We start from the raw sequence: 15,431 nt of genomic DNA, 5'->3' as shown, positions 1-15,431 counted from the left end.
GCCGTTCCAGCTCTGCGCTTTCCTGCGGCCATCAGCTTCCTAAACACCAATCAATTGAAGATTTCTTTAACAGCTAAGCTACTCTGTATTAAAAAATTCTTATAAATTCCTCATCATTTAAGCCTTACAAACAACACAATCTGTTATAATTAATCGATAATTTACTTTTAAAGAGGGTGTACTTTTGCTTAAAGAATTTTTGATTGCGATTTATTTATTTGTGACTAAAACTATCTTCACCCTTGCTAAGGTTTTTCCCTTGCAGAACAAATATGTTTTTGTTTCGAGCTTTGGAGATAACACTGATTATGTAGCGCGTGAGGTTCTTCGGAATGCGCAAAGTGATGTAGTGATTTTGCATTCTCGAAAAAGTAATTATTCGTTTGAGCATCTGAATTTGGCCACTCATAAAATCATTTCATTTGATGACTTGAATGCAATTAACTACCTTAAAACCCTTTACCATTTAGCGACTGCTAAGCAGGTTTTTGTCGATAATTATTTTGCATTTTTAAGTGTGATGAATTTCAAGCCGGGTGTTGAATGTATTCAACTTTGGCACGCAGCAGGTGCAGTTAAGAAATTCGGAATGGAAGACCCAACATTTTATGATAGAACGCAGTCAGCGCAGAAACGTTTTCAGAAAGTATATGCCAGGTTCGACAAGGTTGTTGTCGGCTCCGATTCAATGATACCTATTTTCAAAAAGGCTTTTAATTTAAAAGATGAACAGTTTTTGAAGACCGGGATTCCGCGTACTGACTTTTTCTTTGATGAGGTTGCGAAGTCTAACGTGATTAATGCCGTCTATGAGGCGTATCCTGGGATTAAATCGAAAAAAGTAATTTTATATGCGCCAACGTTTCGACGTGGTGAATTGGATGGTCAGGAAATCGGGCTCGAAATTGAGAAGTTGACATCGTCAATCGGACCTGAATTTATGGTGCTAATACGCATGCATCCTGCTGTCAATATGAATTATTTGGACACACAGATAAGTGGCGTACTTGATGTATCGGCCTATCCGAATGTCAATCACCTCTTGTTAGTGACAGATTATTTGATTTCCGATTATACATCGATACCCTATGAGTTTGCATTACTGAATCGTCCTCAACTCTTTTATCCGTACGACTTGGATGATTATGCGAAAGATAGTGGATTTTGGTCCTCTTATGAGGAGGTCGTCCCTGGCCCTATTGTCCATTCTACGGATGAGATTATTGAATTAATTTGTAAAGATGATTTTGATATAGAAAAAATCTCAGCATTTTCCAATGAGTGGAATCGCTATTCAAAAGGAAATTCCTCTTGTGCACTTGGAGATTATTTACTTATTAAAAAAAATAATTCCGCGAATGAAAGGAAGCCATAACATGAAAAAACTTATATTATTTCCTGTTCTATTCTCTCTGTTTCTAGCTGGTTGCTCATTTACAGAAAAAGAAGAGGTTATCGTACCAGATGATTTTTCTGAGATTGAGGCGTCGGATGTTGTTTACAATACGCCGCCCTCTCCGCCTGTATCATTGACAATTGGGATGATTGGGGATATTTTGTTGCATAATCCGCTTTATACGTATGAAGATTATGGGTATTCGTTTGCGGAAGTCAAGGCATCGATGGAATCTATTGATTTTTTATTGGCCAATCAAGAGTCTATGCCTGCTGGGGATATTTTCAATTATAGTGGGTATCCCGCTTTTAATAGCCCGGCGCATATTATCAAAGGTTTACAGGATGTCGGTGTAGATATGGTGTCCATTGCGAATAACCATACGTTGGATCGCGGTGAAAAAGGGACATTGGCGGCGATTGAAAATATAAAGTCTTATGACATGCCGTATGTCGGAGCTTATTTGTCATTCGAAGATCAAGAAGAACCACGAATTATGACGGTCAATGAGATAACACTCGGTTTTTTAGCGTATACGTATGGGACCAATGGGATTCCGACGCCTGACGGGAAAGATTATTTGGTGGCGCGAATTGATCCGGAGCGTATCACACGCGAAGTAAAGGCATTGAAAGAATTGGTCGATGTAGTAGTTGTTTCTATGCATTGGGGAAATGAGTATGAGCTCGCGCCAAACCAAACACAAAAGGATTGGGCGCAGGGAATAGCGGATGCGGGCGGCGATATTATTTTTGGCCATCATCCTCATGTGTTGCAGCCGTTTGATTTACTAGAAGGTGAAAATGGCAATTCCACGCATGTATTCTATTCGCTGGGGAATTTCTTTTCTGGTCAAAAGTTTGACTATACGGATATTGGCGGCATTGCTCGATTAACGATTATTAAAGATGAATCGAACACGGCATCTCCAATTACGGTGAGTGAGCCCTCTTTTCTTCCGACCGCTGTTGTGAAAGATGCGAACGGTATTTCTCGTGTTGTACCACTCAAAGCAGTCGAAAATCAAAAGATTGTTTCAAATGATTGGGTCGTTGAACATATGAATGCGACACTGTTTTCGGAGTAAATCGTCGAATCTAGTCGCACTGTAATATAATTGTAATCTTTCTCTTCTTGTAATATCTTCCTATTGAGGTAGAATTAAGATAGCTATTTATTTCGGAAGCTTTATAAGGGGGTACGTCAATGAAGAAGACAGTTTTTTCCGTGATGGCAACAACTGCGCTTGCAACAATGATCGCTGTTGGTGACGCAGAAGCTTCAACTGACAAATATAATGTAAAATCTGGTGATTCTTTGTGGAAAATTGCAACGAATCATAATGTTTCAGTTAGTAATCTTAAAACATGGAATAACCTAAGTAATGATTTAATCTTCCCAAATCAGAAACTAGTCGTCTCCGCAAACTCTGGGAATGTAAGTGCACCAAGTAAGCCATCGGCACCTGCATCTGGCCCTACGACTACAAACAGTACATACACAGTAAAACGAGGAGATACGCTGGGTGCAATTGCTACTGCCCATAAGACGACTGTTGCTAAGTTGGCATCCTTAAATAACATTAAGAATGTTAATGTCCTTAGTGTTGGACAAGTTTTAAAGGTGGATAAAGTTACAAGTGCACCTCAACCACCGACATCAGCACCAAAAGAACCTGCTAAACCGCAAACACCTGCAACTGGAACTACGACGTATACAGTTGTGAGTGGCGATACACTTTCACATATTAGTGCACGTTTTGGTGTACCGATTAGTGAGATTATGAAAACAAACAACATTACATCACATATAATCTATGTCGGTCAGAAACTTAAATTAAATAGTAATGCTGCACCTGATAAAGTTGCAAATCCTAAACCACCTGCGAATTCTGGTATTGATGTTTACGCGAACGTAGTGTCAACAGCTCAATCACTAAAAGGGATTCCATATGTTTGGGGCGGACAAACGACAAGCGGCTTTGACTGCAGTGGTTTCATCCACTACGTTTATAATAAAGCTGGCGTTTCTATGTCACGTACAAATACGACTGGTTATTTCAACAGATCGTTTTATATCGACACGCCACAACCTGGGGATATCGTATTTTTCAAAAATACATATCGATCTGGCATCTCTCATATGGGTGTTTATTTAGGAGATGGGAACTTCATCCACGCGGGTTCAAGCGGGGTTACGATTAATAATGTAAATGATAGTTACTGGAAATCTAAGTTTGATAGTTATAAACGTTTATATGAGGTTGCGAAGTAAATTTTTGATGGTTATGGGTTCATGGACGGGAAGCCGTCTGTGGGCTTTTTTTGTTGGGTGGGTTTGGTTGTTTGGGGATCGACTTTCGCGTAAGCGTAAAAAGATCTACACCTTAAATTGTAGGTGCAGATCTTTCAAACCATTTAAAATCCGATTTTAGACCAGTCGAATAAAGAGCCCGGATCAGATTTCCGAGTTGGTGCATATTCATCGTGACCAACTATATGTTCTCTGTCATACTCTACAGTTGGGTATCTTTCTACTATATCATTGATTAAGTTATGTAGAGATTGGTACTGCGATTCAGTAAATCCAATATGAGCCTGAGGAATTGATTCATAGTGGGAAACAGGTATAATCGAGCTCATTTCTTCCTTTGTACCAATCGCCATCATTTCAATTCCAATTGAATACTTATTTAGCTCATCTACATAATATGGATAGTGCCTTAAATTACCTTTACCCGCGTGATATGCAATTCGATTCTCCGGTACTAGGAGATAAATTTCCCCTTCTCTTCCTATCATATAATGGGCAGAAACATCGTAATCGTTGAATATCTTATGAACATCTAATGAGTTATAAGGGTCAATAGGTTTTCCAGCGGCATTGCTAGTAGAGTGAATAACGACATGCGTGATTGGTGTGATTCTCTCTTCAGAATTTTTCTGTGGGAGAAGGAGAGTAATCGTAGGAATGCTCGTTTCCATTATTATTTGAGGTGGAGAGGTGATTTCTTCTACCTCTTTACTTTTTGCTACCTCATCCGAGCAGCCCATCATGGTTAATAACAATGTGATTAAAACAGTACATGACCTTATTTTCATTTTATGTATTAGTCCTTTCTAGTAACTGTTTTAACATAAGTATAAATTAGGTTGTAGTAACAAATTTTCACACACTGTAAAAGTTCACCAGCAGTCTAGGTAGCTAAAATCACAATTAACATTTACTATACAACGTAGCATGGAAACTAGACAAGATTTCACTAGAACTCAGCATAGTTATAAGCGATTTTTTAGGTTGCGAGTTATTTTTTTAGAAGTTATGGAGACTCATGGACGGGTAGCCGTCTATGGGTCATTTTTGTTGTGGGTTTAGTTGTTTGAGTGGCGGCTTTGGTCGTTTCCCACTCCAATAATATTAAAAAGAGACTACGCCGCTTTGGCGTAGTCTCTCCCTTTGTGTATTATGCTGTTCCGATTAACACACCATTTTCATCGAAATGATACATTGTCCCTTTAATCTTGATCCACCCGGTTTGCATGACGCCTTTGTTATCGGCGTAATAAGTGTTTCCACTATCGAAAATCCAACCGGTTTGCATAACGCCATTGTGTGGATTAAAGAAATATCTTTTCGATTCATAATCTACCCAGCCTGTTTGTCTTACGCCGTCATCCGCAAAGTAGTAGGTATCCCCTTTGATCGTAAGCATACCTGTTTGCATGACACCTTTGTTATCGGCGTAGTACGCATTTCCGTCATCGAAAATCCAGCCCGTTTCCATGACTCCGTTATGAATGTTAAAGTAATACCTATTGGACTCATAATCTACCCAGCCGACTTGTCTTACACCGTCATCGCCTAGATAATAGGTATCCCCTTGCACTTTCACCATTCCTGTTTGCATTTCGCCTTGGTTGTTGAAATAGTACCAATTAGATCTAATTTCATACCAACCTTTTACCTTCTCCCCGTTTGAATCTAGATAATACGTTTTACCGTCTTTATAGAACCAACCAACATCGCCTTCATTGGCATTGTCAATTTCTTCGACAGTAATTTTACCATCTGCTTCCTGTCTAGTTGTATTCCCAGATGCGTCTGTAAGCGAAACAACAATGACTGCTCCTTCAACAGTAACGTTTGGAACTACCCATGTTGTGCTGTAAACGCCTGGAGATACTTCTTCAATCGGCAAGCTTGTTGCAGACTGCAAACTCGATAGTAATGGCATTTCTACAGAGAAGCTAGCTGTGCCGCCTTCTACATCACTTGTGAATGAAATCTCTATTTCATCGCCCGCATTTACTGTTTGATCGGTCGATGGTAGTAGATTCTCAATTGTTGGTGCGTTCCAGTTTGCTGTTACAGTAACGGTTTTCGTTTCTGTGTTTCCAGCATAGTCATAAGCGACTACTGTGATTTCGTTAGCACCTTCGTCGAGTAGAATGCGTTTCGAGTAATGTCCTTCGTTAACATCTACTCTCGAACCATTTACTTCTACATAGTTTAGATTTTCGTCTGACGATGTCCCTTGAACAGTGACTGTTTCACGGTTTGTTACATCTCCGTCTGACGGGCTACTGATTGAGAGTGTTGGTTTAATCGTATCCAGCGTGATTGTAACCGGATCTGATGAGCCAGCTGAATCTCCGTTAACTACTGTTGTCGCAACAAACTCGTTAGCACCCTCTGTTAATGTTGTGTCGAATGAGAATGCACCGTCGTCCCCAATTTCAGCTGTAGCGACTTCTTCGCCGTTGTTGTTCAACTGAATTGTTGTTGTTGGAGATGCTTCCCCTTCAATTGTTACTGCTTCTTCGTTCGTCATATAATTCGCACCAGGCGTTGTAATGACTGGTTTCGTAATTTCATAATCTACGCGTGCACGAATCATATAGTTTCCTTCAACAACAGGTGCAGCTGTCCACGATCCCGCAACATATTGATAGCTGCGGTTTGCGTTCGGACTGTCTTCATCTGTTGCAAGACCTGGTGTGTTCGGGTTTGCTCTCGTTTGAATGTAAACCATGTAGAAATCGCCATCGACTACGATGTTATGATCTCTCAGGTTCACCGATGTCCACGTGCCGTCACGTAATGCTGTGCCGTCAACTGGACCTGCAAGTTTCTGTCCTGGCATGCCGTCAGAACCCGCGCTCCAAACTTCTACTGCAAATTCAGTTCCACCTGGTACTGGCCATTCTGTATCCCAGAAGCGGAATACGCCGTCCGTAACAATACCGGAATCTCTTCCTTCAGGCAGAGACATCTTAACTGCCCATCCGTTTCCTGCATCGTAGAAAGCACGTGCGTTTTCAGCTGTTCCATCGTCATAGCCGATTTCGCCGCCTGGATACGTGTAATACGGATCGAGTTCTAGATTGACTTCAATTGGGTCTGAACCGATCGTGACTTCAACTTCTTGGCTATGGAAATTAAGCGCCATTACTTTTAGCGTATACGTTCCATCATACGCCGTGAGTGAGAAGTTTCCGTTTTCATCTGTTTCGACTGGTTGAATATTTGCATCTTCGATTAATAAAAGTGTTGCTCCGCTGATTGCGTTTCCTGTTTCAACGTTTGTAACTTGACCAGTGACAGTGCCTTGGTCCAGCTCATCTAATGTGAAATTAGCGAGTGTCTCTTCACCGTCTGCGATTGAAACTGTTTGTTGTTTTGTTTCGTATCCGTAAGCTCCTGCTTCAACTGTAAAATCTCCAACTGGGAGTGTCAGTTTATAGGAACCATCAGCCGGATTTGTATAAACCGATCTTCCATTTTCGAGGACACTTACTTGTGCGCGAATTGGAAGTGCTGTTGGTGCTGCTGCTTCCCCTTTACCAATAGATATTTTGTCTTTTCCGATAACACCTTTTTCAATTCCTAATTTATTCTCAGCTGTTTTAATCACATTATTGATAGATGCTGAGTGGTTTGGTGTGCTTGACAGTCCGACATCATCAATATACCAGCCGTCTCTTACAACGCTTCCATCGGAGTATCCGTTGAAACCGATGTAAACGCGTTGATCGCTATAAGCCGAGATATCAATTTCTACATCCATCCAATCCGTTGTTACCCCTTGGAATTTTTGTAGTTGCGTCCAGTTTTCCTGATCTGTAGAAATCACGACGTGACCGTAATCCCAAGCTGTACCTGACGTAGATTGCTCAAAGTTATGCCAGCTCTTGAAATTCAGGTATGCATCCCCTGCAGGTAAATCGATTGCAGGCATGACAAGTGTCGCGTTCATGTTAGAAAGGTAAGTGCCTGTTAGATTTGTTGCATAAACATTTTCACCGGATGCTGCACCGTTTGGACCGGATGTTGGAACACCCATTTCCCAAGTGTCGTTAGCTCCGAATGAATACCAGCCTGTTGTTGAGCCTTCAAAGTCTTCGAAGTACCCAATACCAACCCCTGGTTTCACTTCGACTGTATACTCTTCAGTCGTTACGACGTTTTCACCATAATCACTTGTTTCAAAGTAGTAAGTGACTGATTCTCCCGTCACTTGATCTCCTGGAATTGTTGCACTAAATGTTCCAGCTAAATCGTTTCCGGAAGCTTGTGTCGCTTGAACTTCTTGCCAATCTCCATTGGTATCTTGATAATTAAGATTTACATAAGAAATTCTTAAGTTATCCGATACATCTGCATTCAGCACTAAGTCCATTTCAGAATAGACTTCAAGTGGTGCAGTATGGCTGATGACTGGCGCTTCTTCGTCATCGCTATATTGCGATCTTTCCGTTAGGCCTACATCGTCAATATACCAACCATCTCTGTTTGCACTTCCGTCAGAGAATGTGTGGAAACCAAGGTAGACACGTCCACTATATTCCGACAGGTCAATTTCAGTTGTTAACCAACCATCTGAGATACCTTGGAACATTTGTAGGTCTGTCCAATTTTCACCATCTGTAGAAACTCTCACATGACCGTAATCCCAAGCTCTTCCTGCTGATGATTCTTCGAAGTTATGCCAGTGCTTGAACTGCAAGAAGGAAGGTCCTTCATCAAGATCAACTGGAGGCATAACAAGTGTTGCATTCATGCTGCTATTGTAAAGGCCAGCAAGGTTTGTTGCGTAAACATTTTCACCGGAATAAGCTTCACCTGGACCACTTGTAGGTGCGCCCCACTCCCATGCATCATTTGCTCCAGAAGAATACCAACCAACTGGTGCGTAACTTGCATCAAAGTTTTCAAAATAGCCTGTTGTAATTCCCGATTTAACTTCGACTACATACGCATCACTTTCAACTGTGTTGTTTCCATAGTCATTAATCACCCATTTGTACGTGAGTGAAGGAGTCGCGATATCATCGCCTGGAATCGTTACCGCGTAATCACCTGACTTAAAGTCACCTGACTTGCGCGTGGCATCGACAGTTGTCCAATCGTCACCAGCTTTGTACATCAGTTGAACGCTAGTCACACTAATGTTATCGCTGACAAAGATGGATAGATCCAAATCCATGCCTGCGTATGTTTCTACTGGTGCACTATGCTCGAATGTCGGTGCTTCTGCATCTTCACCGTCAACCATAACTTGTCCTTGTAACGTTCCCAGCCCGTCTAGAATTGAAGATACTGCTTCATACGCATCGACAAGCCCATATCCGTATGCGTGGTTTGGCGTTTCAGGATGTTGGGAATCTGTTAAAGGAGTTGCTGTATTCATCAAAATTTGTTCCATTTCATCAACAGGTATTGTAGCATTTACTTGACGTAATAACGCCGCTACCCCTGCTACAGCTGGACCTGACATTGAAGTTCCGTTCCAACCGCCTTCATATCCGCTACCTGGTACACTTGAACGAATATTTACGCCTGGTGCTGAAATATCCGGTTTAATCTCACCATAAGGAGAAGGTCCTCTTAATGAGAAGCCGGCAACCTGATTATTTATATCAGTTGCACCTGTAGCAAATGATTCAGGATAGTTAGCCGGTACAGCTACTGATCCCGGTCCACCAGGATTCCCCACCCTTGTATTCCCAGCCGAAAACTCAGGGAAAATTTCTGCCGCTCTCCAAGCCCTAACCGCGTCGCGATACCATTCGTCAAGACCTGGTCCGCCGCCCCATGAGTTGTTAACAACATCTGGAGCCATGTTTACATCGCCACCTGGAGCAATAATCCATTGTGCTGCGTTTAATAAAACCGCATCGGTTGTACTACCTGCTGCATTAAATACTTTTGTTGCGATCCATTTAGCGCCAGGTGCTACCCCGACCTGGTTTGCTCCATTTGGTTCGCTCCCCACCATTGTTCCGGTTACATGTGTCCCATGTCCATTGTCATCAAACGCAGCTGCTCGTCCAGTTGACGCATCATACCAGCTATACTCGTGATTTACCGAGCCGGTGCTCGCGTCATATCCACGGTATTTTTCTTTTAATGCTGGGTGATCCCATTGAACACCTGTGTCTAGACTAGCAACTACAGTCCCTGAACCGTCAATTCCGAGCGCCCAAGCTGCAGGTGCATTTACTCGGTCGACGTTCCATTCTACGTTTGCAAGTTCTGATTGTGGTGCAACTTCATCAGCTTTTACAACCGCTTCGTGTAATTGACGTTCTTCGTTTGGTAAGATTTTTTCAACTTCCGCAAAAGCTGCAATTTTCTCTGCAACTTCTTTTGTTGCTGTTACTGCCATTCCGTTGACGATGAAGTATGAATTGAATTCATCCACAGTTCCGCTCGCCATCTCGCCTTCTAAATACTCAACAACGCCTTGTTGTGATTCAATTGAAACGGATTTCAGATCCGAAACGACAGCTGAACGCTGTTGAAATTTCGCATCTTGCGCGGACAAGTTATTCTTTCCGGCATTTGCTCGAGCATCATTTGCAACTTTTGCTGAATCTGACTTCTCTTTAAACTTTACAAGAAAGGTGATTTTTTCTTGTTTTTCGAATTCCCCTAGTATACGACTGCCCATTTTTTCTTTTGCAGTTGCTTGCGTTTCATTTACAGATTGATGCAATTTCCCACTGGTTGCTGATGCGTTTGTGTTTGCATGAGCAAATCCAGGTGTTATCAATGAAAGTACCATTAGAAAAGTAGCGAATATACTAAACGCTCTTTTCTGCATTCGTCTCCTGTTCCCCAATACAGTTTCCTCCCTTTATTACTATAGTTTCTGTTACGAGTTTTGATAGCATTAAAGTAAGTCTGTTAGTGAGATCGTTAGCATTGAATGTTAGTGGGTGTGTGTGATTAGAAAATCGCATATAAAAACACCTAAAATCCTAAGCTGCTTTGCTCGTAAGGTTCTCTAGGTGTCGGTCAATTTTATGCTACTTTCTAGTTTTGTTTGATCAAATTTCACAGTTGCTAATTTGCCTCCTTTCTACATTTTATTACGTGCTATTTATTTCCCCTCCCTTTCTCGAAATAGCTGTTCTATAACCACTTGTAGCTTAAGATAGTATTTTTAATTAGTCAATACAATTTGTTGACTATTTAAACAAATCAGTATTTAAAGGCTATGGATTCGACTTTTATTGCAAGAATCTTTAGGTATTATCTGTCTTTTTAGTTAAAAGTACTATACGAATCATTCTGAATTTTTGTTTTTAAGCGTTATTTTAATCATTAGTAGTCTAAAGGACGTTGTATTATTACTATTTATGGCATGTATAGGCATAAAGTTTTCTGAGTTTATCGACAATAAAAAAGACCTCTAAAATGAGGTCTTTCCTTGGTTTTCAATTTTTGAAAAGGTAGTAAGCTGACACCTTTATACTATTCTTTCTATAATGTCTTAGTTCTCATAAGGTGTCTAGTACTTTACTATCTGTAACGATATGAATTTTCGGGAAATAATTATTTGGTGAATTAGTGTTTTAGCGGAAGTAACTGTTCGTTTCTTGTGATTATTACGTAAATTGACAGGTTGAAAAATGATGATTTTCTGCTTTATGTTAATGCTGGATCTGGTACGATATGACGCTCATTTTTCCGCCAATTTATAATCCAAAATTCTAGACGATCCATTGCGATTTCGAGTTGGTCGTAGGCATAGGCATATGAGATTCTGATATAACCTTCACCCAGTGGTGTAAATGCGCTGCCTGGAACCACGGCTATACCTGCTTCTTTTAGCAATGTGAGTGCAAATTGTTCGGAAGTCATGTTGAATTCTTTAATCGACGGGAAAATATAAAATGCCCCGTTCGGTTTAACAGTTTCAAGTCCCATTGAGCTCAATCGATGATAGACGAGGTCTCTCCTTTTCATGTATGCCTCGTTCATCGATTTCGGTGTGTCTTGGCATTTCGTCAATGCGGTAATGGCCGCAAATTGTGCGGGCCCGTTGACGCAAAGTGTATTATGCGCATGGACTTTTACCGCATGTTTCATCCATTTCTCGGCGGTAAGCAGAAAGCCGACTCTCCAGCCTGTCATTGCGTGTGATTTTGATAGCCCGTGGATCAGGAACAGTTTTTCCTTAAGTTCTGGGTATTGGGCGAATGAAATATGTTCACCTTCAAATGTATTTTCACTATAGATCTCGTCAGAAACGATGAAGATTTCATGTCTCGTGAGGACCTCGACAAGTGCATCCATCGTTGGCTTCGGAATTATAACGCCTGTTGGGTTTGACGGGAAACTAAATACGACTGCTTTTGTTTTCGGTGTAATGAGCGCTTCAAGTTTTTTAGGGTCAGGAATAAAATTCGTTGTTGTCGTATCCAAATAGACAGCCTTCGCCCCAGTAAGTGAAATTAATGGATCATAACCGGAAAAAATGGGTGCGGGTATAATTATTTCGTCTCCTTTGTTTAGGATTGTCCGAAATGTTGCATCCATCGCCCCACTTGCCCCAGCCGTCACACAAATTTCAGTGAGCGGATTGTAGGTGAATCCGTACTTGTTTTTGAAATACTGACTAACAGCTTGACGCAGTTCCAAGACGCCCGCATTTTGCGTGTACGTGGTTTTGTCACTTCGGATTGCTTGAACGCCTGCATCTTTAATCAATTCTGGTGTTGTAAAATCGGGTTGACCAATGGTTAGGTTAATCGCATTCGGGTAATCGACAAGTAAATTCGCGACTCTACGGATCCCAGACAATTCAATCGCCTGAATCCGCGTGCTAACTGATAACGTCAATACATTTCCCCCTTTTTAATCGTCTTCTTTAGTATAGTTTACAGAATAATTCATATGAATGGAATAGTTTATTTTCCGGTGTTTTTGGCGGGATGTTTCGTTCTTTCGAGAAATGCCCATAAGAATGCCGTCTAGTAAACTAGACGGTCTGGTCTGGTTTGATAAATCTATTTCTTTAATTGTTGTTTATATAAGGGCATTTTATAATTCCATGTATATATTGTTCTTGGTGGTTTTCCAGTCCGCTTTAAGGAAAGCTTATTGAATATCTTGCTGGCTGCTTTGTTCGTTTTTAATTCAAGAAAGTATCTAAGTTGTTTATTCGTAAGTGTTGGGCTGATCAGAAGAAACCAATCGGCAACTGCTTGTCCAATTGCTGCATTGCTTGTTTTTCCACATGGTTTGCAATTCCATGTACGGCCCGGTATGGTTTTCATTTTGGTATGACAATTGAGGCAAAGTACCCCGATTTCCAAATCCTCTGGAGGAATGTTATATAGTTCGCATGCAGTCTTTCGTTTCCAATGAATTTGACTGTTTTTGAATCGATTGGCTAGATTGCTAATTTCTTGCTGTGTAAGGATGTCTGGAGTATTTGGCAATTCGCGAATATATTTCGGCAATTGTTTGCCGAATTTTACTGTGAAGGATTTTGGCATTTCATCTATTATTGTTCGCTGATTGGCCATAACAAGGATAGGTTCTATTGGAATTGTTATTTGCCGTTTTTCGAGCCAACTTTTAATTCCGTGGGCAGCTCGATCAAGTTGATGAAGAATGCAGTCATATTTTTCATTTTCACCATTCGGAGAAATTTTAATGGTTTTGCCAGCGTCAATATCAAAAATAACAGTACCAGCATATTTTTAATTTCCAATAGAATAATACGTTTTCGAGTTAGAATTAGGGTGTCGAGTTGGGCAAAGAAATTGGGGAGGATTTCTAATGTTAAGCCCTTTAAAACGATGACATCTTGGGGGAGACCAATTTCCGGCAGAATTCGATCGATGTCCGCTTCACCGGAATATCCGGCTTTTATTTGGTACAATTTTTCACTGATTGTTTTGTGCTGTGAGTGGTTTTCGGGAAGCCTTACAAGTAAACGTTGCAAGAGAATAAGTTCTTCTGGTGGCCGGCATTTCGTGTATATTTATATCCCTCCCATTTAACTGAATCTTCACTTACCTATATAAGAATACCAAGTATTTTCTAAATATGCAATGATATTTTGGGGGGAATTAGTAGCAGAATTATTAAGGGCCGCCTGCTTATGTTGGGGGGGTAGTGCGGTATGAACCTTGAGGTACTCGGGGTCGTTATTGGGTAACTGGGGGGCGGTTTAGCCTAACTGGGGAACGTTTCAGATTAACCTGGGAACGCTAGCGCTAACCAGGGAACGCTTTTGACAAACTGGGGAACGTTCGCCATCAACTGGGGAACGTTTCAGATTAACCTGGGAACGCTAGCGCCAACCAGGGAACGCTTTTGACAAACTTGGGAACGTTCACCACCAACTTGGGAACGTTAGCTCCAACCGGGGAACGCTTTTGACTAACTTGGGAACGTTCGTCACCAACTTAGGAACGCTGCAGACAAACTGGGGAACGTTCACCCCAACTTGGGAACGTTTTTAACTAACTAGGGAACGCTCAACCACCAACCAGGGAACGTTTCAACCAAAACCTGGTACCACCCCTCCCCTACTGAATCCCCTTACTCTTTTTATACATATTAATAACGAGCTCAACTTCCCCCTGGCTGGCTTGGAGTAGTTTGGCGATTTGGTTGGTGGAGAAGCCTTGTTTATACATTTGCGTGATTTGGTCATTTGTGCTTGTTTCTTCCGCTGTCGTGCTTACTTCATTCGCGTTCAGCTGTTGTTCTAGGCTTTGTACTTTCTCATTCAGTTCGGCCTCTTTTTCTTTCATATAAACCACTACTTTACGATAAAGTTCGTCGTGTTCTTGTTCCATGTGGCCGACAAATTCGTTGATCATGCGGTAGGATTGTTCTTTGATTTTTTTCATTTGAAGCAAGCTGATTAATGTGGCGACTAGGAGTACTAGTGTGATTCCGATTAAAATCCATTCCAATAGGGGTCACCTTCTTAGCTTAGTAATTGTCATGAACCGAGACGATGGCTGCTCGTAAACGAAGCATCGCTTTTGAATGGAGTTGAGAAATGCGCGAAACACTTAGATCCAGCACTTCGGCAATTTCTGTTAAGGTTAGCTCCTCGAAATAGCAGAGGGAGACGGTTATTTTTTCGTTTTCGGGTAATCGTTCGATTGCGTTTGCTAAGGTTTCTTTCAATACCTGTTCCATAAGCTTTTTTTCTGGCGATTCAGCTAGGTCATTTTCGATGAGGTTGCTTAATGCAACTTGCCCACTGTCATCTTGGACGGTTTGGTCGATTGAAATCATTGTCGACAATGCGGCTTCGGAAACTGTTTTGTTCAATTCTGATGTTGTAATGCCTAAATGTTCACTAACTTCCTTATCGGTGACGGCTCGGTTCTTTTCTTGTTCTAAAACCTTATAAGCTTCTTCGATTTTTTTCACTTGTTGTCGAACGGAACGAGGTAGCCAGTCGAATTTTCGGAGTCCGTCGATGATTGCGCCTTTAATGCGCCAGGATGCATACGTCTCAAACTTTATGTCTCTTGCTAAATCGAATTTTTCCAATGCATCAAGCAGTCCTTCTAATCCAAGGCTGCGTATGTCATCTTTATCGACTGATTTTGGCAAGCTGATCATAAATCTTTGGACAACAAAATCTACGAGTGGCAAATACTTTTCGACTAAGTAATCGCCTGATTCTGCATCTTGTTGTTGTTGCCAATCTTTCCAGTGAGTTAGTTCTTTCTTCGTCAATGTGTTTCACCACCACTTCTAATCGCATTCT

10 protein-coding genes are annotated in these 15,431 nt (G+C 41.3%); 3 read left to right on the top strand and 7 right to left on the bottom strand.

The genetic code is table 11. The annotated features are described in order from the left end of the window. The first annotated feature begins 220 nt into the window (after positions 1–220). The 3 genes from AC25Y1_RS17550 (at position 221) to AC25Y1_RS17540 (ending at position 3,670) form a co-directional block, all read left to right on the top strand. On the top strand, positions 221–1,375 hold the full coding sequence (locus AC25Y1_RS17550) for a CDP-glycerol glycerophosphotransferase family protein (protein ID WP_488149311.1): 1,155 nt from the start codon (positions 221–223) through the stop codon (positions 1,373–1,375). A gap of 1 nt (position 1,376) precedes the next feature. Further along, complete coding sequence (locus tag AC25Y1_RS17545; RefSeq protein WP_488149297.1) at positions 1,377–2,483, top strand: CapA family protein; 1,107 nt, start codon at positions 1,377–1,379, stop codon at positions 2,481–2,483. A gap of 119 nt (positions 2,484–2,602) precedes the next feature. Then, positions 2,603–3,670, top strand: coding sequence for a C40 family peptidase (locus AC25Y1_RS17540; protein ID WP_488149296.1), 1,068 nt, complete (start codon positions 2,603–2,605; stop codon positions 3,668–3,670). Positions 3,671–3,813: 143 nt separating this feature from the next. On the opposite strand, the gene AC25Y1_RS17535 is transcribed toward AC25Y1_RS17540, so the two are convergent. The 7 genes from AC25Y1_RS17535 to AC25Y1_RS17505 form a co-directional block, all read right to left on the bottom strand. Next, on the bottom strand, positions 3,814–4,497 hold the full coding sequence (locus AC25Y1_RS17535) for an N-acetylmuramoyl-L-alanine amidase (RefSeq protein ID WP_488149295.1): 684 nt from the start codon (positions 4,495–4,497) through the stop codon (positions 3,814–3,816). Between the two features lie 362 nt (positions 4,498–4,859). Further along, entirely contained in the window at positions 4,860–10,502 is a 5,643-nt protein-coding gene (locus AC25Y1_RS17530; RefSeq protein ID WP_488149294.1) for a S8 family serine peptidase, read from the bottom strand. An 827-nt stretch (positions 10,503–11,329) separates the two neighbouring features. Further along, on the bottom strand, positions 11,330–12,526 hold the full coding sequence (locus AC25Y1_RS17525) for an aminotransferase class I/II-fold pyridoxal phosphate-dependent enzyme (protein WP_488149293.1): 1,197 nt from the start codon (positions 12,524–12,526) through the stop codon (positions 11,330–11,332). 167 nt (positions 12,527–12,693) lie between these two features. Then, complete coding sequence (locus AC25Y1_RS17520; RefSeq protein WP_488149292.1) at positions 12,694–13,215, bottom strand: hypothetical protein; 522 nt, start codon at positions 13,213–13,215, stop codon at positions 12,694–12,696. 26 nt (positions 13,216–13,241) lie between these two features. After that, entirely contained in the window at positions 13,242–13,637 is a 396-nt protein-coding gene (locus AC25Y1_RS17515) for a nuclease-related domain-containing protein (protein ID WP_488149291.1), read from the bottom strand. A gap of 589 nt (positions 13,638–14,226) precedes the next feature. After that, positions 14,227–14,619, bottom strand: a complete 393-nt coding sequence (locus AC25Y1_RS17510) for a DUF6115 domain-containing protein (protein ID WP_488149290.1) — start codon at positions 14,617–14,619, stop codon at positions 14,227–14,229. Between the two features lie 19 nt (positions 14,620–14,638). Next, entirely contained in the window at positions 14,639–15,400 is a 762-nt protein-coding gene (locus AC25Y1_RS17505; protein WP_488149289.1) for a FliA/WhiG family RNA polymerase sigma factor, read from the bottom strand. Positions 15,401–15,431: the final 31 nt, after the last annotated feature.

Source organism: Sporosarcina sp. Y1009 (assembly GCF_057669865.1).
The sequence above is the reverse complement of the archived record's forward strand: the minus strand, read 5'-3'. Positions and strand labels throughout refer to the sequence as shown.

Bases quoted from the DNA above. Each gene is read 5' to 3' on its own strand.
- AC25Y1_RS17545 (WP_488149297.1), top strand. From the start codon at position 1,377: ATGAAAAAACTTATATTATTTCCTGTTCTATTCTCTCTGTTTCTAGCT.
- AC25Y1_RS17540 (WP_488149296.1), top strand. From the start codon at position 2,603: ATGAAGAAGACAGTTTTTTCCGTGATGGCAACAACTGCGCTTGCAACA.
- AC25Y1_RS17535 (WP_488149295.1), bottom strand. From the start codon at position 4,497: ATGAAAATAAGGTCATGTACTGTTTTAATCACATTGTTATTAACCATG.
- AC25Y1_RS17530 (WP_488149294.1), bottom strand. From the start codon at position 10,502: ATGCAGAAAAGAGCGTTTAGTATATTCGCTACTTTTCTAATGGTACTT.
- AC25Y1_RS17520 (WP_488149292.1), bottom strand. From the start codon at position 13,215: ATGGCCAATCAGCGAACAATAATAGATGAAATGCCAAAATCCTTCACA.